Source organism: Stenotrophomonas sp. YJH_SMC_36 (assembly GCF_059369935.1).
Map to the genome: position 1 here is coordinate 274908 of NZ_JCAFTD010000001.1, position 24912 is coordinate 299819.

Genomic DNA, 24912 nt, shown 5'->3' on the forward strand with positions numbered 1-24912 from the left:
GTGAGAAAACTGCTGACGAGGCTCGCCCTGATCGGTCTTGCACTGCTGGCCCTGGCAGGTGTCGTGCTTAAGTTCATGGACTTCAGCATCGGGCCGACGGCGCCGGATCCTACGAAGCCGATCATCATTGAGCCTGATACTGGCCACGACATCACCGGTGCTCCTCCGGAGATGCACCTGAAGATCGGTGTGGCCAACTACTCGGATGACGGGCTGGGCACGGTGTACATCGATGATGCCTGGGCAGGGGGGATGGAGCCACGGTCGAGTGGCAATGCAGCCACCTGCTGCGTGACCTTGCCTCGCCTCTGGCATTCCGGGCTCAAGGTTACCGTGGCCTACCGCACCAGCAGCATGTTCTTGAAAGATCCCACAAGCTACGTTGAAAGGGAGGTCCTTGTGGCGCCCTACAAGCCCTTCCTGGATGGCTTCATCTATTTCATGTACTTCCCGAATGACCAGGTTCGAGTGGTGGCCACTCCCTACTCCCCAGGATATCCGGGCTTCGCTTACGACATCGACTTCGGCGACGGACATGGTGATCCAGCAAGGATCAGGAAATTTCTGGAAGCAACTGCAGGCGAGGAGGCGAAATAGTGAGGGTAAGGGTATCTACTACGACGACAGAGCATCCAACGCGACTGAGCTCCGTTGAAGCGGCGCGATACGCAGCCTCATTGTCGGAATCTGGATCCGACTGCGGTGTGGACGTGTCAGTAGGCTGCTTCTTTGATGGGACGCGTAACCACAGGCTGGCCTCCAAAAGACGCGGGGACAAGAGTGACAGCAACGTGTCGCGGCTGTTCGATGTCTATGATGCTGACCAATTGCGCCGTGAGGGGCAACGTAGAAAAAAGTTCTCCAGCTATATCCAAGGCGTAGGCACGGAAGCGCTGAAAGAAGTTGGCGATACCGGCACCGGATGGCACGCCCGAGCCGGCGCTGCAGCAGGCTGGGGTGGCGAGGGCCGGGTGAACTGGATGCTGATGCAGGTCCAGGACCACCTCCTCGATCATTTCACAGGTATTACCGTCACTAAAGCAATGGGCTCCGGCTCCACCGTTCCCGTCGCGCGGAAGATGAGTGCCGATCTCCGCCTGAGCCTTCAGGACGTGGAGCGCTTGGCTCAGGCAGCACGAATGCGCAAATTCGCTCAGCGGCGGCTTCTGGAACATGGTCGGTGCCTTGCAGCGCGTGCGTGGCACCCACTTGGCCTGCGCCGATCACTCATCGCGCCGGGCAGTATTGCAGGAACGCCGCGCGTTTCTCGCGAAGAGGGTGGCCCCGTTCCAGGCGCAGAATCCGCGGGCGGACCGCATCCGCCTGTCGATCTTCGGCTTCTCGCGGGGCGCGGCAGAGGCACGCGTATTCTGCAACTGGCTGGGCGATGCCTGCGATCCCGGACCGGGTCCGCTGCGCCTGTGTGGCATTCCCGTGCAGATCGATTTCATGGGCTTGTTCGATATGGTCGCTTCGGTGGGTGCCGCGCAGAGCTTCTTTGAATCGGTACTCGATGGTCACGGCATGCGCCATAACCGGGGACACTGCTGAATGACGCATTCAGACCAAATGAAAGTAGTGACGAAATTGTTGACGAGGCTCGCCCTGATCGGCGTTGCGCTGCTGGCCTTGGCAGGTGTCGTGCTCAAGTTCATGGAGTTCAGGATCGGGCCGCCGCCACTGGACCCTTCGAAGCCGATCATTATTGATTTCGCTTCTGGCCATGACATCACCGATGCGCCATCGGAAATGCATCTGATGATTGGTGTGGCCAACTACTCGGATGATGGACTGGGCACGGTGTACATCAATGATGCCTGGGGCGGCGCGATGCGGGCCCGCGCGAGTGGAAATGCCGCCACTTGCTGCGTGACCTTGCCCCGTCTCTGGCATCCCGGGCTCAAGGTAACTGTGGCCTACCGCACCACCAGCATGTTCTTGAAAGATCCCACAAGCTACGTGGAAAGGGACGTCCCTGTGGCGCCCTACAAGCCCTTCCTGGATGGCTTCATCTATTTCATGTACTTCCCGGATGACCAGGTGCGAGTGGTAGCGACACCGTATTTTCCTGGTGTTCCGAAGTTCCAGTACGACATAGAGTTCGCTAGCCGTGAGCGCGACGAAGAGAGGGTCGCGCAGTTCCTGTTGGAAACTTTGCCCAAGGAGGTGGATGAATGAGAGTGGCGGCATCTTCTCCAGCTTCTGACAATATGACCGAATTGAATGATCGCGAAGCCGCTCGCAACGCTGGAGCAAGTGCGGGGTCATCCTCAGATTGTGGTACTGATCTCTTTCTTGGTTGCTTTTTCGATGGAACGCGAAACCACAGACTGAACTCCCTTCGTCGGCAAGATAAGACGGAATCAAACATCTCACGACTCTTTGATGTCTTTGACCGCGATCAAGGTTCAAATTCCGATAAGCGTGCCACCCGCTTCGCGAGCTACATCCAAGGCGTAGGCACGGAGGCGCTGAAAGAAGTCGGCGACACCGGCACAGGCTGGCACGCGCGCGCCGGCGCGGCAGCCGGCTGGGGCGGCGAGGGTCGGGTGAACTGGATGCTGATGCGGGTCCAGGACCATCTCTTGACCCATTTCGCCGAGACCACCGTCACCTCCGCCATGGGCTTTGATTCTACTGTCCCGGTCGCGCGGAAGATGAGTGCCGATCTCCGCCTGAGCCTTCAGGACGTGGAACGCTTGGCTCAGGCAGCACGAATGCCGCTGTCCAACTATCTGGCTGTCAACCAAGGCGAGAAGGAGCTCGATCTGCGCAACTCGCTCAGCGGCGGCTTCTGGAACATGGTCGGTGCGCTGCAGCGGGTGCGTGGTACCCATCTGACCCGCGCCGATCACGCGGCGCGCCGGGCGGTATTGCAGGAGCGACGGGCGTTCCTGGCGAAGAAGGTGGCCCCGTTCCAGGCCCAGAATCCACGCGTGGACCGCATCCGCCTGTCGATCTTCGGCTTCTCGCGGGGCGCGGCAGAGGCACGCGTATTCTGCAACTGGCTGGGTGATGCCTGCGATCCGGGGCCGGGTCCCCTGCGCCTCTGTGGCATTCCCGTGCAGATCGATTTCATGGGCCTTTTCGACACCGTCGCCTCGGTGGGGGCCGCGCAGAGCTTCTTTGAATCGGTGTTCGACGGCCATGGTGGTTGGGCCGCAGCCGAAGACCTGCGCATTCCCGCCGACGTACGCCGCTGCGTGCACATGGTGGCCGCACATGAAGTACGCGGTTCGTTCCCGGTGGATCTGGTGGATGGCGTGAACTGCGAACAGATCATCTACCCTGGGGTGCATTCGGACATAGGTGGCGGGTATGCACCGGGCGAGCAGGGGCGTTCGCCGAATGACGCTGACAAGCTCTCGCAGATTCCGCTGTGCGACATGTACCGGCATGCGCTGGCGGCGGGAGTGCCGCTGGTGCCGATGGACGAAGCGGACAGGGAAACCGCAGGTCAGTTCGAGATATCCCCTGGGCTGCGCCAGCACTACAACGCCTATGTGCAGGCGATGGCGTCATTCCTGCCGGGCACGAATCCCGCGTCCAAGGCCAATCGCACGGCGGTGCTGATGTACGCGCACTATCGCCAGTACCTGTTGTGGCGGCGCCAGCATCTGGATGATTTTGCCAGCCTGCCTGCCTTCCAGCGGGCGTCGGCACAGGACCGTGCGGATCTGCGCGGCGGAAACACCGAGCTGGCGATGGAAGTGAGGGGGATGCGCTACAACAACGCGACACAGCGCATCCGTAATGCACCGGTAAGCACGCCTCACCACGGCATGCTCGCGTTGCCGCCCTACAAGAGCATTCCGGCAACGGACTTCGTGCAGGCGACGCTGCGCGGCCAGAAGGAGCAGCAATGGCTGGATGGTCATATCGAGCAGATATGGGCGTCGCGGCAGATGCCGCCGGAACCCGTGGCAACGTTTCTGGATGGCTACGTGCACGACTCGCGGGCCTGGTTCAAGCCGTTCGGCCTGGACGATGACGAGTGGCTGCACGTGCAGCAGCGCGAACGTGATACCTATCGGCAGCGGATGCAGGAGTTGGACGCGATGGAGCAGGCCCACCGGCAGGAGCGGGAGCGCATGCAACGGGCTGGGCAGATGTTCCAGCCGCGGGTGCCGTTGGCGATGTCGGTGCAGGAGTTGGAGGAACTGACGGCATGGCGCAAGCACCCCGAGAATTATGACGACGCCCTGCAGCTGACGGGGCGCGAGTACTACTGGCAGTGGGGCTACCTGCGCTGGCGCACCTGCTATCTCAACCCGCCCGGTGTGGCCGTCGCGGAAGCGGCATTGCGCAGGGGGAGTGCTGTGGAAGATGCGGCGGCCTAGAAGGTCAGGCAGCGTGTGCTCGGCCTGACGGATGCTCCGCGTCGCGCGGGTTGTCGCAACCGGCGCGCACGGTGCGGCGGTATCACTTCATCAGCAGGGCCCATCACGACAAGTGCGTGATGCGTGCCGCGCCCTCGGCGTGCACCACTGCGCGAATCGCTACAGCCACCCGTAGCTTGGCAATTCCCTTACAGAAAAGCGCTTCGCTGGATGGCGTGATGGCGGGGCCGGGGCGGGTGCCCCGGCCGGGATTGGCGTCCTGAAATCAACACAACAATCAAACCGATCCTAGGGCCCTTGGCCCGTCGTGGAGAATGCACCGCATGCCTTGCTTTGGCGGGCGGTGTGTGGGGACCCGTAAGTGTCCGCCGGAGTCTTTTGGTTGATTGTTGTGATCCGGTACGCCAACCCGCACCGTCCGCCACCTTGCATCTGCAGGTGGCCTGCCGTCTGCGAGGAGCCTCACCATGTCCGCACGTCCGTTGTTTCCCCTTCTCTGCGCCTTGATCGGCGAATCTGCCGACCGGCTTCCTGCCGATGCTGCCGAGCGGCTCGAAGCCCTGCTGGATGACCCCCAGGACCTGCTTCCCGCCTTGCTGGCCCGCATGGATGGTCGCGACGGCGCTGATGGCAGGCGGCTGGACGTGGAGGGTCTCAGTCCGGTACAGGTCGCAACCCAGGCCGGACTCGGTCGTACGCTGGCGGGTCTGGACGTGCTGGTTCAGGTGCTGCACGCCGCCGCAGCCGCGCGTGAGCAGGGGGGCGCCCATCAGCAGCTCAGTCCGGATGTGGTCGACGGCCTGTTGCTGGGCGCCCGTGAACTGGTCCGCCACGCCCGCCAGCAGGTGGAGTAGGTCACGCTGACGATCCTGGCAGAGCCGGGCTCGCGCTCGGCTCACCGCGCAGCGCAGCCAGGAAGCCGGGCACGTGTCCGCCGGGTCAGCTCCCGGCCAGCGCCAGATAGCGCTGGTGCAGCGCCTCCACCTGCGCCTGCAGGTCGTCCGGCTGTCCATCGTTGACCACCACGTCATCGGCCAGTGCCCGGCGCTGCGCGCGGCTGGCCTGAGCGGCGATCATCTGGTCGGCCAGGGCGGCGTCGATGCCATCGCGCTGCATCAGCCGGGCGTGCTGTACGGCCTCGGGTGCATCCACCAGCAGTATCCGGTCCAGCCATGGATAGGCGTGGCGGCCGCCCACCTCGGTCAGCAGCGGAATCGCAGCAATGGCGTACGGGCTCGGCGCCTGCGTGCACTGCTGCTGCATCAACAGGCGGATGGCGGGGTGGGTGATGGCTTCCAGTGCCGTCCGTTCGGCCGGGTCAGCGAAGACATGGGTGCGCAGGCGCGCCCGGTCCAGGCTGCCATCGGCCAGCAGCATGTCCGTGCCGAACCGGTCGGCAATGCGGGCCAGTGCCGGGCTGCCGGTGGCCACCACCGCGCGGGCGGCCAGATCGGCGTCGGCCACCACGATGCCCAGCGCCTCGAAGCGCCGCGTCACTTCGCTCTTGCCGGCCGCGATGCCGCCGGTCAGGCCGACCACGTAGCGGCTCACGGCGGCCCCCTCAGCGCAGGCCGCTCAGGGCCAGGTAGCGCTCCACCAGCGGTTCGCCCCACATGAAGAACAACCAGCCGGCGATGGCCAGGTACGGGCCGAACGGAATCGGCGTGGCGCGATCGCGTCCCCGGCTGTAGAGCCAGATCGAACCGACGATGGCGCCGATCACCGAGGACAGCAGGATGATAGGCAGGATGCCCTTCAGGCCGCACCAGGCGCCGAGCGCCGCCAGCAGCTTGAAGTCACCATGGCCCATGCCCTCCTTGCCGGTCAGCTGCTTGAACAGCCACCAGACCGTCCACAGCGACAGATAGCCCACGGCGGCGCCGACCAGGGCCGGCTTGGCGGGCATGTACAGATTGTCGATGCTGCCGATCAGGCCCAGCCACATCAGGGGCAGGGTCAGCTGGTCGGGCAGCAGCTGGGTGCGCAGGTCGATGCCGGACAGCGCGATCAGGAAACAGGTCAGCACGATGGCGCCGAAGCCCTGCCAGCCGAAGCCGAACTGCCACACGCAGGCCAGCACCAGCAGGGCGGTCATCGCTTCCACCAGCGGGTACTGCAGCGAGATCGGCGCCTTGCAGTGGCGGCATTTGCCCCCCTGGATCAGCCAGCTGAACAGCGGGATGTTCTCGTACCAGGACAGCTTGTGCTTGCAATGCGGGCAGTGCGACGGTTCGACCACGATGCCCGGCGGCGGCGGCTCGTAGAAGTCCGGTTCCTCCAGCACTTCGCGCGCATCGCGCTTCCACTGCCATTCCAGCCGCTTGGGCAGGCGCAGGATGACAACATTGAGGAAACTGCCCAGCAGCAGTCCCAGTCCGGCCGCGGCGGGGTAGCCGAGGCCGGGGTGCTGGTCGAGAAAAGCCATGTATTTTTATCCGACGACGGCGCCCAGTTTGAAGATCGGCAGGTACATCGCAATGACCAGGCCGCCGACAATGGTACCAATGAACACCATGATCATCGGTTCCAGCAGGCTGCTCAAGGCATCCACGGCGTTGTTGACCTCCTGCTCGTAGTATTCGGCGACCTTGAACAGCATGGTGTCAAGGGCGCCGGCCTCCTCGCCGATGCCGGTCATCTGGATCACCATGTGCGGGAACAGGTTCAGCTGCTTCATCGCCATGTTGACCGGATAGCCGACCGAAACGTCGTCGCGCATGCGCAGCACCGCCTCGCCGTAGACCTTGTTGCCGGTGGCGCCGGCGACGATGCCCAGTGCCTCCACCAGCGGCACGCCGGCCTTGAAGGTCACCGCTGTGGTGCGGGAGAAGCGGGCGATCGCACTGTTGTGCATGATCTGGCCGATCACCGGCACCTTCAGGATCAGCCGGTCGACGGTGTGCTGCATCTTCTCCGATCGCCGGTAGGTCATGGCGATCGCCACTACCGCGCCGATGGCGACGATGGCGATCAGCCACCACCACGACACCATGAACCGCGACAGGTTCACCACCATCTGGGTGAATGCCGGCAGGTCGGCACCGAAGCTCTGGAAGACTTCCTCGAACTGCGGGACCACCCAGACCAGCAGGATCGTGCTGACCAGGAACGCCACCACCAGCACCATGGCCGGGTAGAACAGCGCCTTCTTGATCTTGCCCTTCAGTGCCTCGAGGTTCTCCTTGTAGGAGGCGATGGTGTCCAGCACGGTCTCCAGCACACCGGCGCTTTCGCCGGCCCGCACCAGGTTGCGGTAGAGCTCATCGAACTGCACCGGATGCTTGCTGATGGCCTCGTGCAGCGACGAGCCGCCCTCGATGTCGGTGCGGATCGTGTCCACCATCTTCTTCATGCGCGGGTTCTTGTGCCCGCTGCCGATGATCTCCAGCGCCGACACGATCGGCACGCCGGACTTCATCATCGTGGCCATCTGCCGGCTGAAGAACGCGATGTCCTTCGGCGAGACCGGCCTGCCGGCCGCACCGAACAGCGGCTTCGGCTTGGGCTTGACCTGGCCCGGGCTGATGCCCTGTTTGCGCAGTTCGGCGCGCAGCAGGTTGGCGTTCTTCGCCAGCTGCTCGCCCTTCATCTTTATGCCCCGCTTGTCGGTCCCCTCCCAGACAAACGGCTGCAGCTCCATCGTGGCGCGGGCCACGGGCTCCTTCTTGATCGCACTGCGACTCACAGACATGTTGGCTCCCCAAGGCCCGCCATCCCCAGGCGGGCATCCTGAGCGGCGATGGTAGCCGGTTCAGGCCCGCCCGGGGAGCCTGCCGACGTGACGGCGTGCAGGGTTTTTGACGCGTCGAGGCGGAAGGTGACGCGCTGCGTCACATTGCCGCGTCCATCGCAGATTCGGAGCAGGGGGGTTCCCATCCGCGAAATAGCTGCCATCATTGGCGCGGGGAAATCGGGGGAGGCGTGGCCATGGGAGATTGGCACGCAACCTGCGTTGATCCACCCGCGGGGACGGGCAGCCTGCTCATCCGGTCATCTGGCCGGCCGGTTGCCGCACCCGGAAAATCAACCACCACTACTTGGGGACGTACCACCATGAAGAACCAGAAGGGCTTCACCCTGATCGAACTGATGATCGTCGTTGCGATCATCGCCATCCTGGCCGCCATCGCGCTGCCGGCTTACTCGAACTACACCAAGAAGGCCAAGGTCTCGGAAGTGATCCTTGCGGCTTCTTCGCTGCGTACCGACGTGTCGGAATACGTGGCCAGCAACAACAAGCTGCCGGGCGCTGACTGGAAGCCGGACTTCCAGGCAACCAAATACGTCAAGTCCGTTACCTGGGACGGTGACAAGAAGCAGATCGTTGCTACCGCCCAGTCTATTGGCGATGCGAATATCGATGACAAGACCATCACCCTGACTCCGGATGACAGCAAGGTTGCCGACGGCGTCGTGCCGGCCTGGACCTGCGCTGGCAGCATCGACACCAAGTTCCGCCCGGGTTCGTGCCAGGGCGCTGCTGCTGGCGGTGACGGCGGCGGCGAGTAATCAGAGCTTGCTGATCGCAGTATGAGAACGGGGAGCGCAGGCTCCCCGTTTTCGTTTCAGCGCTGCGGGTTGACCGGATCCTACCTGGCCACACGCTTGCATTGAGTCCGCGAAGTTTGTTCTTCTGTTGAAATCGACCGTGCGACTGGGGAGTTCGCAATGCGCCGTCCTTCATTCAGCCATGGCCCATGGCTGCTTCTGATCTTCGTGCTCTCCGGCTTCGCCGGGCTGATCTACCAGTCCATCTGGACGCAGTACCTGGGGCTGTTCCTGGGGCATTCCTCGCACGCGCAATCGCTGGTGCTGATCCTGTTCATGGGCGGCATGGCGCTGGGGGCGTGGCTGGTCAGCCGCCGCAGTGCGCTGCTGCGCCGGCCGCTGCTGGCCTACGCGGTCATCGAGCTGGTGATCGGGGTGCTGGGCATCGGTTTCGACGGGCTGTTCCAGGGCGTGACCGGCTGGGCGTACACCCACCTCATGCCGGGCATGGAGGGCACCTCGTCCACGGCGCTGCGCTGGGCGCTGGCCACGGCCCTGGTGCTGCCGCAATGCATCCTGCTGGGCGCGACCTTCCCGCTGATGAGTGCGGGTTGCATGCGCCTGCAGCCCGGGTCGCAGGGTGAGGTGCTGGCCGGGCTCTATTTCGCCAACAGCCTGGGCGCGGCCGCCGGCGCCCTGGTGGCGACCTACGCGCTGCTGCCGGCGGTAGGGCTGCCGGGCACCGTCCTCAGTGCCGGCCTGCTCAACATCGTGGTGGCCATCCTGGTCTATCCACTGGCCCGCGACGGCAGCGCGCCTGCGGTAGTGGCCTCCGCCGCGCCGGCTGCCGGCGGCGTACGACCGGAGACTGCAGTGCCGGTGCGGCTGGTGCTGCTGGTCGCGGCGGCGACCGGCGCGTCATCCTTCGTCTACGAAATCACCTGGGTGCGCATGCTGTCGCTCGCACTCGGCACCACGCTGCATTCGTTCGAGCTGATGCTGGCGGCGTTCATCCTCGGCATCGCCTTCGGTGGCCTGTGGCTGCGCCGCCGCGCCGACCGGATGCCGTCGCCCCTGCGCGTCGCCGGCTGGGTCCAGGTGTGGATGGGGCTGGCGGCGCTGGCCTCGATGTTCGTCTATGCGCAGGCCTTCGATTGGGTCGGCTGGCTGATGCGGGTCATCGTGCGCAGTGCGGATGGCTACGTGCTGTACAACGTGGCCAGTGCCGCCATTGCCGGCCTGGTGATGTTCCCGGCGGCGTTCTTCGCCGGCATGACGCTGCCGTTGCTGACCCTGGCGCTGCTGCGCGCCGGGCAGGGCGAGCGCGCGATCGGCCAGGCCTATGCGTTCAATACGCTCGGCGCGATCGTCGGTGTGCTGGCGGCCATCCATCTGCTGATGCCGCTGCTGGGGCTGAAGTACGCGCTGCTGGTCGCGGCGGTGGTCGACATCGTGCTGGGCCTGGTGCTGCTGCAGCGCCTTCGGCTTGCGGCTCCGGGCCGTCTGCGCTCGCCACTGTGGCAGGCTGGCGCGCTGGGTGTCGCTGGCGTAGTGGCGGCCGTCGTGCTGGTCCGCTTCGATCCGCTGGTGCTGAATTCGTCGGTGTACCGCCATGGCACGGCCCGTCTGGCGGATACCGCCACGATGCTGTTCTCGCGCGATGGGCAGACGGCCACCGTGGCGGTCTATGAAAGCACCCAGCCGATCGGCCGCATGCGTGCCATCGCCACCAACGGCAAAGTGGATGCAGGCATGGCCGTGTCGATGGCACAGGCACCCACCAGCGACGAATCGACCATGATCCTGCTGGCGGCTCTGCCGTTGGCGCTGCGCGATGATTACCAGCGCGTCGGTGTGATCGGTTTCGGATCCGGGCTCAGCACGCACACGCTGTTGGGCGACCAGCGCGTCGGGCGCGTGGAAACGGTGGAGATCGAGCCGGCCATGGTGGAGGGCGCGCGTCTGTTCGGCGAGCGTGTCGAGCGCGCCTTCAACGATCCGCGCTCGCACGTGGTGATCGACGATGCGAAGTCCTATTTCGCCGCCAGTCCGCGCAAGTACGATCTGATCATTTCCGAGCCGTCCAATCCCTGGGTGGGTGGAACGGCGGCGCTGTTCAGCGATGAGTTCTATGCGTTCGTGCCACAGCAGCTCAACGAAGGTGGCGTGTTCGTGCAGTGGCTGCAGCTGTATGAGATCACCCCCGAACTGGTCAGCTCGGTACTGGCGGGGCTGCTGGAACAGTTCTCCGATGTGCGCGCATACCTGGCCAATCGTGGCGACCTGATCCTGGTGGCGACGCCGAAGGGCACGTTGCCGCCGATGAAGGGCAGCCTGTTCCAGCAGCCGCAGCTGCGCGGGGAACTGGCGCGGATCGGCGTGCATTCGGTGGCCGATCTGGAGAACGCCCTGTCCATGGATGACGCAGCGCTGCGCGCCTTCGTTCCTCTGTATCCGGCCGCGCGCAATTCCGATTACTTCCCGACCTTGAAGTTGAATGCCCCGGTGGCACGCTTCCAAGGGGCGTTCACCCGTGATTTCCAGCAGGTGATGACCGCCCCTTGGCCCATCGTCGCGCGTTCGCAGCAGGTTCCTGACCGGGGGGCGTCGAATGATCCTTCTCAGGCGGCCTCGGGTCTCGACGACAAGCGTCCCACGGCGCGCGCCGTGTACGACGTGCTGCAGGGGAGCGTGGTCGCACACGGTTCTATTGGCGCCGGCAACTGGCTGCGTGCACATGCGCTGCGGGGCATGACAGATCGCTGCGAACTTGACCAGGTACCCACCGAAACCGCAGAACTGCTGTTCGTGCTGGCCGGAGAAACGATCCCGTTCCTGCCGGCAGCGCAGCGGGCGGCCCTCTGGGCGCAGCGCGACTGGATGGACTGCACCCCGGCAGATCCCGTCGTGTCCGCCAGCCTTGCCCTGGTTGCCGCCGCGGCCACCGACGACCACCACGCTGTACTCACGGAAGGCCGGCGATTGTTGGGCAGCGAGCATGCGCCGACGCTGCTGGCCGACCCGGCCACCGGCTATTATCTGTTCGGTGCAATGCAGCACGCTGCGCGGCAGCTGGGGGATACCACGGCGTCGCGGCAACTGACGGACCAGTACTGGAAGGCGCTCGCGCCCGATGCGCGAGGAAACGGACCACTGCGTTTGCTGAGCTACCTGGCCGCTATGGGCCGGCGACCCGTTTCTGAAACTGAATTCCGGCCGTCAGGGCACGAGTAACGAGGACTCCCATGAGCGTTGTTTCATCCCCCAACCTTGTCGGCATCACCGGGCTGGCGCGCCGCCTGGTCCAGGATGGTGCGCTGGACGAGGCCACCGCCCGCGACGCCATGACCCGGGCTGCCGCCGCGCGGCAGCCGCTGCCGCAGTGGTTCGCGCAGAACAAGGTGGTGGGGGCAGCGCAGCTGGCCGCGGCCAATGCGGTTGAGTTCGGCATGCCGCTGTTCGACGTCTCGACCTTCGATGCCAGCCAGAACGCGATGAGCCTGGTCAGCGAGGAACTGCTGCGCAAGCACAACGTACTGCCGCTGTTCAAGCGTGGCGGCAAGCTGTTCGTCGGCACCAGCAACCCGACCCACGCACTGGACGAGATCAAGTTCCACACCAACCTGGTGGTGGAGCCGATCCTGGTCGACGAGGACCAGATCCGCCGCACTCTGGAACAGTGGCACGCCAGCCACGACACGCTGGGTGACGCGCTGGGCGGTGATGATGAGGGGATGGCCAACCTCGACGTGGGCCTGGGCGATGAGGATGGTGCGGGTGGCGACTCCGGCATCGATGCCAAGGGCGACGACACCCCGGTGGTGAAGTTCGTCAACAAGGTGCTGGTCGATGCGATCCGCAAGGGCGCGTCGGACATCCATTTCGAGCCGTACGAAGACGATTACCGCGTGCGCCTGCGCATCGACGGGCTGTTGAAGATGGTCGCGCGCGCGCCGGTGAAGTTGAACCAGCGCATCGCCGCGCGCCTGAAGGTGATGGCGCAGCTGGACATCGCCGAGAAGCGCGTGCCGCAGGATGGCCGCATCAAGCTCAACCTGTCCAAGTCCAAGCAGATCGATTTCCGTGTGAGCACGTTGCCGACCCTGTTCGGCGAGAAAGTCGTGCTGCGTATCCTCGACGGCAGTGCCGCCAAGCTGGGCATCGACAAGCTCGGCTATGAGCCCGACCAGCAGAAGCTGTTCCTGGATGCGATCCACAAGCCGTACGGCATGGTGCTGGTGACCGGGCCGACCGGTTCGGGCAAGACGGTGTCGCTGTACACCGCGCTGGGCATTCTCAACGACGAGACGCGCAACATCTCCACGGCGGAAGACCCGGTGGAAATCCGGCTGCCCGGCGTCAACCAGGTGCAGCAGAACAACAAGCGCGGCATGACGTTCGCCGCTGCGTTGCGCTCGTTCCTGCGCCAGGATCCGGACATCATCATGGTCGGCGAAATCCGCGACCTGGAGACCGCCGAGATCGCCATCAAGGCCGCGCAGACCGGCCACATGGTGCTGTCCACCCTGCATACCAACGACGCGCCGCAGACCATCGCGCGCCTGATGAACATGGGCATCGCGCCGTACAACATCACCAGCTCGGTGACCCTGGTGATCGCCCAGCGTCTGGCGCGGCGGCTGTGCCCGAACTGCAAGCGCCCGGCGCAGCTGCCGGAGCATGCATTGCTGGCCGAGGGCTTCACCCAGGCCCAGCTGGATGAGGGCATCCAGCTGCATGAGGCGGTGGGCTGTGATGAATGCACCGAGGGTTACAAGGGCCGCACCGGTATCTACCAGGTGATGCCGATGACCGACGAGATCGCCACGATCGTGCTGGCCGGTGGCAATGCGCTGCAGATTGCCGAAGCCGCGCAGGCGATCGGGGTCAATGACCTGCGGCAGTCGGCATTGAGGAAGGTCGCGGCGGGTGTGACCAGCCTGGCCGAGATCAATCGCGTTACCAAGGATTGACGCGGTTGTGCTGGCGGGGTCGGAGCCCTTTCCTGCGGAAAGGGATCCGACCGCAGGGCCTTGCGGCCCTTACTCCATGCCCAGCTTCTTCAGCTTGTAGCGCAGCGCGCGGAAGGTGATGCCCAGCTGCGCGGCGGTACGGGTCTTGTTCCAGCGGTTTTCTTCCAGCGCGCGCTGGATGGCGCTGCGTTCGAGCTGTTCGATGTACGAGGGCAGGGCGGCACTGCCCGGCTGCAGATCGACCACGGCTTCGGCGGCCGTGCCGTTGCCGGGCATGCGGGGGGCGTGCTGCGGCAGGCGCAGATCGTCGACACCGATGCGGTCTTCCTCGGCCAGGGCCAGCGCGCGCTCAAGGATGTTCTCCAGTTCGCGCACGTTGCCGGGGAAGGCGTACTGCGCCAGTGCCTCCAGCGCCGAGGGCGCGAGCAGCGGCGTGGTGCGGCCGTGGCTGCGGGCCAGCCGTGCCAGCACGGCAGCGGCCAGCTCCGGCAGATCCTGGCGGCGTTCGCGCAGCGGCGGCACCTTCAGTTCGATCACATTGATGCGGTAGTACAGGTCGTGGCGGAAGCGACCGTCCTCGACCAGCTCGGCCAGATCCTTGTGGGTGGCCGACAGGATGCGCACATCGACCGGTTCCTCGCTGGCCGCACCCACCGCGCGCACCGACTTCTCCTGGATCGCGCGCAACAGCTTCACCTGCATCTGCAGCGGCAGCTCGGCGACCTCATCCAGGAACAGGGTGCCACCATGGGCGGCCTGGAACAGGCCGGGCTTGTCGGCGTGGGCGCCGCTGAAGCTGCCCTTGCGGTGGCCGAAGAACTCGCTCTCCATCAGTTCGCCGGGAATCGCGCCGCAGTTGACCGGCACGAACGGCCCGGCAGCACGTGCCCCCTGGGTGTGGATGGTCCGCGCGACCAGTTCCTTGCCGACGCCGGATTCGCCGAGGATGTAGACCGGTGCCTGGCTGCGCGCCACTTTGCCGATGGTGGCACGCAACACGTCCATCGCCGGCGAATTGCCGAGCAGCCGGGCGCCCTGTTCGGCGACGGGGCCCGGTACGGGCCGCTCGCTGTTGTTCAGTTCCAGCGCGTGCTTGACCAGTCCGCGCAGTACGGCGATGTCCACCGGCTTGCTGACGAAGTCGAAGGCGCCCGCCTTCAGGGCTTCCACTGCCAGATCCATGCTGCCGAAGGCGGTGATCATCGCCACCGGTGTGCGCGGGTAGTGCTGGGCGATCTCGCTGACCAGCTCGATGCCGTTGCCATCCGGCAGGCGCATGTCGGTGATGCACAGGTCATAAGGATTGCTGGCCAGCAGCTCGCGCGCTTCGGCGAGGTTGGCTGCAGTACTGATGCGCAGCCCCATGCGGCCGAGCGTCAGCACCAGCAGTTCGCGGATGTCGCGTTCGTCGTCGACGACGAGGGCGCTGCGGGTTTCGTTCATGGGCGGAAAAGATAAACGAGGGGGCTGAAAGCGACAAATGTTTGACGCACAGAATCAGGAACCATCGGGCAGCAGGGTGTGCGGACCTGGCAGGACCAAGCGGAAACACGAGCCGCCGGCCGGCACCGGGATGTAATCCAGCCGTGCCTGGTTGGCCCTGCACAATTCGCGGGCAATGTACAAGCCCAGCCCGGTGCCGTGCTCGGAGGTGGTGAAGAACGGCCGGAACAGCTGCGCTGCCACGCTTTCGGGGATGCCCGGGCCACGGTCCATCACGTCGATCACCGCGCTGCGTTCGTGCCGGGCCACACGCAGCCGCACGCGGGCCGGCTGCTGGCCGATGCGGCCGTACTTCAGGGCGTTATGGACCAGCACGGTCAGCACCTGGTAGAGGTGGCGGGTGTCGACCTGCGCCGGCACCGAGGTGTCGCTGACGATCGGTTCGATGCTGTCGGTTTCCAGCGTCTGGCCCTGCTTGTACTCCAGCACGAAGCGGCGCACGAAGGCGACCAGATCCACGTTCTCCGGCGTGGCACGTTCGCGCCGGGCCAGGCCCAGCACGCTCTCGACGATGCCGTTGGTGCGCTGGCACTGCTGGCGGATGATCTGCAGCAGGCGGCGGTCGCTTTCGTTGAAGCCGGTACCTTCTTCCAGCAGCTGCACGGCATAGTTGATCGCCGCCAGCGGATTGCGGATCTCATGGGCCAGGCTGGCCGAGAAGCGGCCCATCGCCGACAGGGTGAGCGACTCGGCGCGCCGCGACACCACGCTGGAATCATCCAGGAAGACCAGGGCCAGTTCGCTGCCGGCCAGCAGGCGCGCGAAGCGCGGTTGCACTTCGGGTTGGTCCGGATTGAGCTGCAGCGGCAGTTCGTCCTGGGTCCAGCCGTTGCGCCAGCGCTGCAGGCGACGGGCCAGCTCGGGTGCGACGCTGGCCAGATCGAGGCGGCCGGTTCCGCCCGCACCGTCGCTGTCGCCGAGCAGCATCGAGGCAGCCTCGTTGGCCAGAGTGATGCGGCTGTCGGCATCCACCACCAGCACGCCGGTGCGCATGCGGCGGATGATCAGTTCGTTGATCTGGAACAGATTGGCCACCTCGTCACCGCGCTGGTTGGCCAGCTGCTGGTTGCGGCGGGCGCGGCTGCCGACCTGGTAGCTGATGAAGGCCAGGGCCAGGTAACTGGTCGTGAACATCGCCAGCTCGGCCAGGGTGCGGGTCGGGTCGCCGCCCTCCAGCAGCTTCCACAGGTATTCGCCCACCGTTGCCAGGCTCGCCGCCAGGGCCAGCCCAAGACCCCAGCTCAGCGGCAGCAGGGTGGCGGCCGCGGCGATGTTGAACAGCAGCGACATCGAGATGCCGGCACTGGCGCCGGGCAGGGCGTGGGCCAGCAGGATGGCGGCGATGATGTCCACCAGCACGCCGGTGACCACGATCGGCCGCAGCCAGCGTTCGTTGCGGCCGATCGCCAGGGCCAGCAGCGACAACGCCAGGTAGGCCGCGCCGACGGTGTAGGCCAGCCGCGGGTGGTGGGCCTCGCCGACCATCATCGACAACGGGCTGTACAGCAGGGCGGCGATCACGGCTGCGATCAGCACCCGGTACAGGGCGAAGAAGTACAGCTCGCGCCGCGGAATCGATTCGATGCGGTCGATCAATGAAGCACTGGGTGACACGCCGGAACTCCCCTTCTGGCTGCCTGGATCTGGGTTGTGCGACGGGCATGCCCGAGCGGACGCAGATGCCCAGTATACGGTCGTGGCGATGCCCGGCCGCGGGTCCGCGTCGCGCAATCGGCCTGTGGCGAGGGCGGCCGGGCGGCTGCCGGCGATCCGCAACTGCCTGAATGACAGCGGAAATCCGCCCGGATCCGGTACTGCGTACAGACTTCTTTGCGCCCCGGCGCCGGCTCGGCCACAATAGTGGGCCCGCCGCGGTCCGTGCCGGTGCCTCCCCCGGAGGCCCTGAGGAATTGCGTGCGGTCGTTCCTATTCCCACGGTGACGCATGAATTTCCACGAATACCAGGCAAAACAACTGCTTGCCGAATACGGCATCCCGGTCCCGGCCGGCAAGGTCGCGGCTACTCCGGACGAGGCGGTTGAAGTCGCCCAGTCGCTGGGCCAGGGCCCCTGGATGGTCAAGGCGCAGATCCACGCTGGCGGCCGCGGCAAGGCTGGCGGCGTCAAGTTCTGCAAGACCGTCGATGACGTGAAGGCCGCAGCGGCCAAGATGCTCGGCACCAAGATGGCCACCTACCAGACCGCCGGCGTCGAGCTGCCGATCAACCTGGTGCTGGTGACCACCGCCGGTGAGATCGTCAAGGAACTGTACCTGTCGGTCCTGGTGGATCGCGGCACCCGCACCATCAGCTACATCGCCTCCTCGGAAGGCGGCATGGAAATCGAGCAGGTGGCTGCCGAGACCCCGGACAAGATCCACACCCTGAATGTGGACTTCGTCGAGGGCGTGCAGGGTTACCACGGCCGTGACATCGGCTTCAAGATGGGCCTGACCGCCAAGCAGGCCGGCCAGTTCGCCAACATCATGGTGAACCTGTACCGCATCTTCAACGAAAAGGATCTGGCGCTGGTTGAGATCAACCCGCTGGCGATCCTGGACGACGGCAACCTGTACGCGCTGGACGGCAAGTTCAACAGCGACGACAACGCCAACTTCCGCCACAAGGAACTGGTCGCGATGCGCGACAAGTCCCAGGAAGATGAAACCGAAGTGACCGCTTCGGAGCTGGACATCAACTACGTCACCATGGACGGCAACATCGGCTGCATGGTGAACGGCGCCGGCCTGGCCATGGCGACCATGGACGTCATCAAGCTCAACGGCGGCGAGCCGGCGAACTTCCTGGACGTGGGCGGCGGTGCCAACAAGCAGCGCGTCATCGAAGCGTTCAAGCTGATCCTGTCCTCGGACAAGGTGGAAGGCATCTTCGTCAACATCTTCGGCGGCATCGTCCGCTGCGACATGATCGCCGAGGGCATCATCGCCGCCGTGAAGGAAGTGGGCGTCAAGGTGCCGGTCGTGGTGCGCCTGGAAGGCACCAACGTGGAAGAAGGCAAGCAGCTGCTGCGTGACAGCGGCATGGCCATCATCCCGGCTGACAACATCAACGACGGCGCCAAGAAAGTCGTTGAAGCGGTCAAGAACGCCGCCTGATCCACGACACCGAAGGAAATTCCCATGTCTGTTTTGATTAACAAGAACACCAAGGTGATCGTGCAGGGCTTCACCGGCCAGCAGGGCACCTTCCACGCGACTCAGATGATCGAGTACGGCACCCAGGTTGTTGGCGGCGTGACCCCGGGCAAGGGTGGCACCACCCACATCGACCTGCCGGTCTTCAACACCGTTGCCGACGCCGTGCAGAGCACTGGCGCCAATGCTTCGGTCATCTACGTGCCGCCGCCGTTCGCGGCCGACGCGATCCTGGAAGCCGCAGCTGCCGGCATCAAGGTCATCGTCTGCATCACCGAAGGCATCCCGGTGCTGGACATGCTGCGCGTCAAGAACGTGCTGACCCGTTCCTACCCGGACACCGTGCTGATCGGCCCGAACTGCCCGGGTGTCATCACCCCGGGTGAGTGCAAGATCGGCATCATGCCGGGCCACATCCACAAGCCCGGCAAGATCGGCATCGTGTCGCGTTCGGGCACGCTGACCTATGAAGCGGTCAAGCAGACCACCGAAGTCGGCCTGGGTCAGTCCACCTGCATCGGCATCGGCGGCGACCCGATCAACGGCCTGAACTTCGTTGACTGCCTGAAGCTGTTCAACGAAGACCCGCAGACCGAAGGCATCATCATGGTCGGCGAGATCGGTGGCGACGCCGAGGAAGCCGGTGCGGAATACATCAAGAACCACGTGAAGAAGCCGGTCGTCGGTTTCATCGCCGGTGCCTCGGCTCCGGCCGGCAAGCGCATGGGCCATGCCGGTGCGATCGCCTCCGGCGGCAAGGGCACGGCGGAAGGCAAGTTCGCCGCCATGGAAGCGGCTGGCGTCGTCACCGTGCGTTCGCCGGGCGACCTGGGCGCTGCCATCGCCAAGCTGGTGAAGTAAGGTTGTTGCCGGCTTCCGGCCGGCACGATCTGTAGAGCCGAGCCCATGCTCGGCTTGCTTTGGAAAAGCCGCCTCCGGGCGGCTTTTCTGCGTCTGGGCGTCGCGCAGTCATCCGCCGGGCATGGCCCGGCGCTACCCGCAGGGTCCGCCCGGCAGGCACACGGTGCGGCGTTACAATGGGCCATTGCAACCACAGGCTGGACCTTCCATGGCTTCGATCCGCATCGCGATGGCGCAGTTCGATTTTCCGGTCGGCGATGTCGCCGGCAATACCGAGCGCATCATCGAGATGATCGGCCAGGCGCGCGATGAGTATGGCGCCGGGCTGGTGATGTTCCCCGAGCTGGCGGTCAGCGGCTATCCGCCGGAAGACCTGCTGCTGCGTCCGGGGTTCCTGTACGAATGCGAGCAGGCGATCGCGCGCATTGCGGCTGCCTGCCGCGGTATCACCGCTGTGGTCGGCTGGCCGCAGGCGGCGGGCGCGGTGGTGTACAACGCCGCCAGCGTGCTGCGCGATGGCCGGGTCGAACAGACCTATCGCAAGCGCGAGCTGCCCAACTACGCGGTGTTCGACGAGCGCCGCTACTTCGACGTCGACCCTGATGGCGGCAGCTGCGTGTTCGACGTCGACGGCATTCCGGTGGGCCTGCTGATCTGCGAGGACCTGTGGTTCGCTGAGCCGCTGGCCGATACCGTGCGTGCTGGCGCGCAGCTGGTGGTGGTGCCCAATGCCTCGCCCTACGAGCGCGGCAAGCACGCCCAGCGCGATGCCGTGCTGGCCGCGCGCACCCGCGAGAGCGGTGCGGCGATCGCGTATCTCAATGTTGTCGGTGGCCAGGACGCACTGGTATTCGACGGCGCTTCGGTGGTGGCCGATGGCGACGGTACGGTGCACCCGGCTGCCGCTGCGTTCGTCGACCAGTGGCTGGTGGTGGAGTACGACGGTGCCAGCCGTCGCTTCATGCCTCACGTCTGGATGGACGATGGCGACGAGAGCATGGACGCCCTGGCCTGGCGCGCGGTGACCCGTGGCATCCAGGATTACTGCCGCAAGAATGGTTTCACGAAGGTGTGGCTGGGCCTGTCCGGCGGCATCGATTCGGCCCTGGTGCTGGCCCTGGCGGTGGATGCGATGGGGGCCGAGAACGTGACTGCCGTGCGCCTGCCGTCACGCTATACCGCAGGCCTGTCCAACGATCTGGCTGCAGAGCAGTGCCAGGCGTTGGGAGTGAAGCTGGAAGCGGTGTCGATCGAGCCGGCGTTCAAGGGCCTGATGGAATCGCTGGCGCCGCTGTTCGAGGGCACAACCCCGGATGTGACCGAGGAGAACCTGCAGTCGCGCAGCCGCGGCGTGATCCTGATGGCGCTGGCCAACAAGTTCGGTGGCCTGCTGCTGACCACCGGCAACAAGAGCGAGTATGCGGTCGGCTACGCCACCATCTACGGTGACATGTGTGGCGGCTACGCGCCGTTGAAGGATCTGTACAAGACCGAAGTATTCGGTCTGTCGAAGTGGCGCAATACCGTGGGGGGCGCGCCGGTGATTCCGCCGGCCGTGATCAGCCGCCCGCCGTCGGCCGAACTGCGCGAGAACCAGCTGGACCAGGATTCGCTGCCGGCCTACGACGTGCTGGACGGCATCCTGTACCGCTACGTCGACCAGGAGCAGTCGCGCGCCGAGATCGTTGCAGCCGGTTACGATGCGGCCGTGGTCGACCGCGTGCTGCGGCTGGTGCGCATCAGCGAGTGGAAGCGGCACCAGGCCGCACCGGGGCCGAAGGTCTCCCGTCGCGCCTTCGGCCGCGAACGCCGCTACCCGATCAGCAACGGCTACAAGGGCTGAGGCCCGCGCCTCCGCAGGGCCCGGCCATGGCGGGCCCCACAAAAAGAAAGGGCCCCTTGCGGGGCCCTTTTCTTACTTCTTTTCCAGCCGCGCGTTGCGCTGGCCGGTACTGGCGGACTTCTCGCCTGCGAACGGGTTGAGCTTGCGGATCATCCAGGGGTACTTCGGCCAGTTGCCTGCCAGCCACGGGTGATCGGGCTGGTTCAGCTCCAGCACGCGCCGGGCATCGTCGGCCAGGGTCTTGTTGCCCAGGTGGGTGTAGGAGTCGGCCAGGACCGCCACGGCGTCGTACTGGAAGGCGCTCTGCGGATAGGTTTCCAGCAGGTAGTTGGCGCGGCCAGCGGCCGACACCCAGGCGCCACGGCGCATGTAGTACAGCGCGTTGTCCAGCTCGTGCTGGGCGAATACGTCACGCAGCTCGATCATCCGCTGGCGGGCGTCGGCGGCGTAGCGGCTGTTCGGGTAGCGGTCAACGACGATGTTGAAGTCCGAATACGCCTGGTGCGGCGTGGACAGATCGCGGCGGCTGGGGTCCAGGGACCATACGCGACGCAGGAAAACCGTATTGCGGTTGGAGTTGGCCAGGCCGCGCAGGTAATACAGGTAGGCGATGTTGCGATGGGTCGGATAGGTCCGGATGAAGCGGTCGATGCTCGACACCGCATCGTCGTGCTTGCCGGCCTTGTACTGCGCGTAGGCGGTTTCGATCATCGCCTGTTCGGTGTACGGGCCGTAGGGATACTGGGCCACCAGGCGACGGAAGCTGGCTTCGGCGCCGCTCCAGTTGCCCCCCTTCATCAGCGTGTGGCTCTTCTCGTACAGCTGTTCGACCGGCGTCCCCTCGTCGGGGCGATCACCCTTCTTGGCGCCGCGATGGCAGCCGGTGGCGGCGATGACCAGCACCAGCAGCAGGGCGGTGAGGCGGACGGGCGCGGAGAGCATGGCGGAGCGTCGGATCATGGGGTCAAGGCGGGACGCGTCTGGAATACGAAGGGTCGATGATAGCCTAGTGTCCTGTCCTGCGACTGAAACCGACCGCCGGGACCCCAAAATTTCAAAGATACCCCCCTGCCATGTCTGAACAACCCTCCGAATCGGCCCGCCAGGCCATCGTCCCCGACACCGCCGCCGGCCGGCGTTTCGACGCCGTCGTGGCCGAACTGTTCCCCGAGTACTCCCGTTCACGCCTGACCGAATGGATCAAGGCCGGCGACGTCCTGCTCGATGGCGCCCAGGCGCGGCCGCGCGATCCGCTGCGCGGTGGCGAGGTGGTGACCCTGAACGTGGTGCTGGAGACCCAGACCGATGCCCAGCCGGAGGACATCCCGCTGGACGTGCTGTTCGAGGACGAGCACCTGCTGGTGATCAACAAGCCGGTCGGCCTGGTGGTCCACCCGGGTGCCGGCAACCACAGCGGCACCCTGGTCAATGCGCTGCTGTACCGCGACCCGTCGGTGGCGGTTCTGCCGCGCGCCGGCATCGTGCATCGCCTCGACAAGGACACCAGCGGCGTGATGGTGGTCGCCCGCACCCTGGAGGCGCAGACGGCCCTGGTCGAACAGCTGGCCGCGCGTGATGTGCACCGCCAGTATCTGGCCATCGTGATGGGCGCTCTGGTGGCCGGCGGCACCGCCGATGCGCCGATCGACCGTCATCCGCGCGACCGCCTGAAGATGGCGGTGCGCGAAGACGGCAAGGACGCGATCACCCATTACCGCCTGCGCGAGCGCTTCCGGGCGCACACCGCGCTGGAATGCCGGCTGGAAACCGGCCGCACCCACCAGATCCGCGTGCATATGGCGCACCTGCGCCACCCCATCATCGGCGACCCGCTGTATGGCGGCGCGCTGAAGCTGCCCAAGGGCGCCAGCGACGAACTGGTGGCGGCGCTGCGTGGCTTCAAGCGCCAGGCCCTGCACGCCGAGACGCTGGAGTTCGTGCATCCCATCACCGGCGAGCCGGTGCGCAATTCGGCGCCGGTACCGGACGACATGCTGCACCTGATGAAGGTGCTGCGCGAAGACAGCGAGGCCTTCACCGAGCGCGAGCGGGATCGCTGGTGATGGCGACCGCGCTGCCGCTGCTGCAGGCTGACTGGCCGGCGCCGCCGGGCGTGCGGGCGCTGACCACACGCCGGCACGGCGCGGGCATTTCGCCGGCACCCTTTGCCCAGTTCAACCTGGGCAACCGGCACGCAGCCGATGGAGATGCGCCGGCCAACGTCGAACACAACCGGCAACTGCTGCAGCAGGGACTGGCGCTGCCCTCCGCGCCGCACTGGCTGCGCCAGGTGCATGGCACCACCGTGCTGCGCTTTGATGGCCCGCCAGTGGCCGGGGCCAGCGAGCCGGTGGCCGATGCTGCGGTGACGTCGGTGCCGGGGGTGGTGCTGGCCATCCTGACCGCGGACTGCCTTCCGGTGGTGTTTGCCGCCGCCGACGGCAGCGAAGTGGGCGCGGCCCATGCGGGCTGGCGCGGCCTGGCCGATGGCATGCTGGAACACACGGTAGCCGCGATGCGCACCGCGCCGTCGCAGCTGCGGGTCTGGCTGGGCCCGGCGGCAGGGCCTGCCGACTATGAGATTGGCGAAGAGGTGTATCAGGCCTTCGTCGGCCACGAACCGGCGGCGGCCGCCGCCTTCGTGGCCACCCGCGCGGGGCACTGGAAGGTCGATCTGTTCGCACTGGCCCGCCAGCGCCTGCAGTCCGTGGGCGTGGACCCGGCCCAGGTGTCTGGCGGCACGATCTCCACCATTGCCGATCCGGACCTGTATTCGCACCGTCGCGACCGCCGCACCGGCCGCATGGCAACGCTGGCCTGGATCGCTCCCTGACCGTGCCGCTGTTCGCGCAGGTGCTGGGGCCGGCCTTCACCACCCTGGCAGCACCGGTGCAGGCGTTGCATGCGGCGCCGCTGCCGTGCCGCCGTACCGGGCAGGCGCGGATCGCACGGGGCCGCCATTGGCTGGTGCCCATGCTGGCCGCGTTGGCGCGGCTGCCGAAGGAGGCGCACGCCTTGCCGGTCGAGGTGGTGTTCAGCGCCTGCGGGCAAGGCGAGCAGTGGGCGCGACGTTTCGGGCGCTGGCCGATGGTGTCGCGGCTGTGGGCACAGGAAGGCGGTCTGCATGAGCAGCTCGGTGCGGTGCACTTCGGATTCGAGCTGCGGGCGTGTGAAGGCGGCATCGACTGGTCGGTGCGCAGCGTCCGCGTGTTCGGCCTGCTGCCGCTGCCGACGCGCTGGTTCGACGGCGTGCGCTGCCGCGAGGCCTGGGCCGCAGAGCGCTACACTTTCCTGGTTGATGTGACATTGCCCTGGATTGGACCCCTGATCCGTTATGAAGGCTGGCTCGACCCGCACTGACGCAGTGATCGTGTTCGATGGCGTCTGTGCGCTGTGCAGTCGCTGGGTGCGTTTCCTGCTGCGTGTGGACCGCCACGGGCGCTATCGCTTCGCAGCGATGCAGGGTACGCATGGCAGCCTGCTGCTGCGCAGCCATGGGCTGGATCCGCAGGACCCGCGCTCCTTTCTGCTGCTGGACGAGCAGGGCGCCTGGACTGACACGGACGCGATCCTGCGCGTGCTGACCGGGCTGGGAGGCGCATGGCGGCTGGCGGGCGTGCTGCGCCTGTTGCCGCGCAGCTGGCGGGATGCCGCCTATCGCAGGCTGGCCCGCAACCGATACCGCTGGTTCGGTCGTCACGACCGCTGCACGCTGGCGACGACGCAGCAGGCCGGCCGTTTCCTGGACTGA

Annotated in this window: 22 protein-coding genes; 15 read left to right on the plus strand and 7 right to left on the minus strand. The window is 65.9% G+C overall.

Annotated features, from left to right (window positions below; all coding sequences use genetic code 11):
• On the plus strand, nucleotides 1-597 hold the full coding sequence (locus AC5P76_RS01170) for a DUF3304 domain-containing protein (RefSeq protein WP_253161721.1): 597 nt from the start codon (nucleotides 1-3) through the stop codon (nucleotides 595-597).
• 116 nt (nucleotides 598-713) lie between these two features.
• Here AC5P76_RS01170 and AC5P76_RS01175 read toward each other — a convergent pair whose 3' ends face one another.
• Nucleotides 714-1175, minus strand: a complete 462-nt coding sequence (locus AC5P76_RS01175) for a hypothetical protein (protein WP_495222596.1) — start codon at nucleotides 1173-1175, stop codon at nucleotides 714-716.
• Between the two features lie 103 nt (nucleotides 1176-1278).
• On the opposite strand from AC5P76_RS01175, the gene AC5P76_RS01180 reads away from it, so the two are divergent.
• The 4 genes from AC5P76_RS01180 (at nucleotide 1279) to AC5P76_RS01195 (ending at nucleotide 5194) form a co-directional block, all read left to right on the plus strand.
• On the plus strand, nucleotides 1279-1551 hold the full coding sequence (locus AC5P76_RS01180) for a DUF2235 domain-containing protein (RefSeq protein WP_253120063.1): 273 nt from the start codon (nucleotides 1279-1281) through the stop codon (nucleotides 1549-1551).
• 18 nt (nucleotides 1552-1569) lie between these two features.
• The gene (locus tag AC5P76_RS01185) at nucleotides 1570-2178 is read left to right on the plus strand and encodes a DUF3304 domain-containing protein (protein WP_253120064.1); all 609 of its coding nucleotides are present in this window, start codon (nucleotides 1570-1572) and stop codon (nucleotides 2176-2178) included.
• A gap of 32 nt (nucleotides 2179-2210) precedes the next feature.
• Nucleotides 2211-4340: a T6SS phospholipase effector Tle1-like catalytic domain-containing protein gene (locus AC5P76_RS01190; RefSeq protein ID WP_253120065.1), complete on the plus strand. Its 2130-nt coding sequence runs from the start codon at nucleotides 2211-2213 to the stop codon at nucleotides 4338-4340.
• A 467-nt stretch (nucleotides 4341-4807) separates the two neighbouring features.
• Entirely contained in the window at nucleotides 4808-5194 is a 387-nt protein-coding gene (locus AC5P76_RS01195) for a hypothetical protein (protein ID WP_065175776.1), read from the plus strand.
• Between the two features lie 85 nt (nucleotides 5195-5279).
• Here the strand turns inward: AC5P76_RS01195 and coaE are convergent, their stop codons facing one another.
• From coaE to AC5P76_RS01210, 3 genes are read right to left on the minus strand one after another with little or no spacing between them, the layout of a single operon-like run.
• Nucleotides 5280-5891 (minus strand): dephospho-CoA kinase, encoded by a 612-nt coding sequence (gene coaE / locus AC5P76_RS01200; protein ID WP_164150949.1) that lies wholly within the window; start codon nucleotides 5889-5891, stop codon nucleotides 5280-5282.
• 10 nt (nucleotides 5892-5901) lie between these two features.
• Nucleotides 5902-6765, minus strand: a complete 864-nt coding sequence (locus AC5P76_RS01205) for a prepilin peptidase (RefSeq protein WP_053517036.1) — start codon at nucleotides 6763-6765, stop codon at nucleotides 5902-5904.
• A 6-nt stretch (nucleotides 6766-6771) separates the two neighbouring features.
• A complete protein-coding gene (locus AC5P76_RS01210) occupies nucleotides 6772-8031 on the minus strand; it encodes a type II secretion system F family protein (protein ID WP_253120066.1) in 1260 nt (419 codons plus the stop codon).
• A gap of 362 nt (nucleotides 8032-8393) precedes the next feature.
• On the opposite strand from AC5P76_RS01210, the gene AC5P76_RS01215 reads away from it, so the two are divergent.
• The 3 genes from AC5P76_RS01215 to pilB all read left to right on the plus strand — a co-directional run bounded on the left by AC5P76_RS01215 (nucleotide 8394) and on the right by pilB (nucleotide 13801).
• Nucleotides 8394-8849, plus strand: a complete 456-nt coding sequence (locus tag AC5P76_RS01215) for a pilin (RefSeq protein WP_253120067.1) — start codon at nucleotides 8394-8396, stop codon at nucleotides 8847-8849.
• Nucleotides 8850-9008: 159 nt separating this feature from the next.
• Nucleotides 9009-12062, plus strand: coding sequence for a fused MFS/spermidine synthase (locus tag AC5P76_RS01220; RefSeq protein WP_253120069.1), 3054 nt, complete (start codon nucleotides 9009-9011; stop codon nucleotides 12060-12062).
• An 11-nt stretch (nucleotides 12063-12073) separates the two neighbouring features.
• Complete coding sequence (gene pilB / locus AC5P76_RS01225; RefSeq protein ID WP_053517028.1) at nucleotides 12074-13801, plus strand: type IV-A pilus assembly ATPase PilB; 1728 nt, start codon at nucleotides 12074-12076, stop codon at nucleotides 13799-13801.
• A 69-nt stretch (nucleotides 13802-13870) separates the two neighbouring features.
• On the opposite strand, the gene AC5P76_RS01230 is transcribed toward pilB, so the two are convergent.
• The gene (locus AC5P76_RS01230; protein ID WP_053517026.1) at nucleotides 13871-15244 is read right to left on the minus strand and encodes a sigma-54-dependent transcriptional regulator; all 1374 of its coding nucleotides are present in this window, start codon (nucleotides 15242-15244) and stop codon (nucleotides 13871-13873) included.
• Between the two features lie 54 nt (nucleotides 15245-15298).
• On the minus strand, nucleotides 15299-16918 hold the full coding sequence (locus AC5P76_RS01235; RefSeq protein ID WP_053517024.1) for a sensor histidine kinase: 1620 nt from the start codon (nucleotides 16916-16918) through the stop codon (nucleotides 15299-15301).
• Between the two features lie 330 nt (nucleotides 16919-17248).
• Between AC5P76_RS01235 and sucC the strand changes: the two genes are divergently transcribed.
• From sucC to AC5P76_RS01250, 3 genes are all read left to right on the plus strand, one after another.
• Entirely contained in the window at nucleotides 17249-18418 is a 1170-nt protein-coding gene (sucC, locus tag AC5P76_RS01240; RefSeq protein WP_005418614.1) for an ADP-forming succinate--CoA ligase subunit beta, read from the plus strand.
• A 24-nt stretch (nucleotides 18419-18442) separates the two neighbouring features.
• A complete protein-coding gene (gene sucD / locus AC5P76_RS01245; protein WP_005418610.1) occupies nucleotides 18443-19318 on the plus strand; it encodes a succinate--CoA ligase subunit alpha in 876 nt (291 codons plus the stop codon).
• Between the two features lie 208 nt (nucleotides 19319-19526).
• Nucleotides 19527-21161 (plus strand): NAD+ synthase, encoded by a 1635-nt coding sequence (locus tag AC5P76_RS01250; protein ID WP_065181642.1) that lies wholly within the window; start codon nucleotides 19527-19529, stop codon nucleotides 21159-21161.
• Nucleotides 21162-21233: 72 nt separating this feature from the next.
• Here the strand turns inward: AC5P76_RS01250 and AC5P76_RS01255 are convergent, their stop codons facing one another.
• A complete protein-coding gene (locus AC5P76_RS01255; RefSeq protein WP_053517021.1) occupies nucleotides 21234-22121 on the minus strand; it encodes an outer membrane protein assembly factor BamD in 888 nt (295 codons plus the stop codon).
• Between the two features lie 113 nt (nucleotides 22122-22234).
• On the opposite strand from AC5P76_RS01255, the gene rluD reads away from it, so the two are divergent.
• From rluD to AC5P76_RS01275, 4 genes are read left to right on the plus strand one after another with little or no spacing between them, the layout of a single operon-like run.
• Nucleotides 22235-23224 carry a 23S rRNA pseudouridine(1911/1915/1917) synthase RluD gene (rluD, locus tag AC5P76_RS01260; protein WP_053517019.1) on the plus strand — a complete coding sequence of 330 codons (990 nt, stop codon included), beginning with the start codon at nucleotides 22235-22237 and terminating at the stop codon, nucleotides 23222-23224.
• Nucleotides 23224-23994, plus strand: a complete 771-nt coding sequence (pgeF, locus tag AC5P76_RS01265) for a peptidoglycan editing factor PgeF (RefSeq protein WP_065175783.1) — start codon at nucleotides 23224-23226, stop codon at nucleotides 23992-23994. The genes rluD and pgeF overlap by 1 nt, the downstream gene beginning before the upstream one ends.
• A 20-nt stretch (nucleotides 23995-24014) precedes the next feature.
• On the plus strand, nucleotides 24015-24521 hold the full coding sequence (locus AC5P76_RS01270; RefSeq protein WP_429000976.1) for a DUF4166 domain-containing protein: 507 nt from the start codon (nucleotides 24015-24017) through the stop codon (nucleotides 24519-24521).
• A complete protein-coding gene (locus AC5P76_RS01275; protein WP_253120073.1) occupies nucleotides 24496-24912 on the plus strand; it encodes a thiol-disulfide oxidoreductase DCC family protein in 417 nt (138 codons plus the stop codon). The genes AC5P76_RS01270 and AC5P76_RS01275 overlap by 26 nt, the downstream gene beginning before the upstream one ends.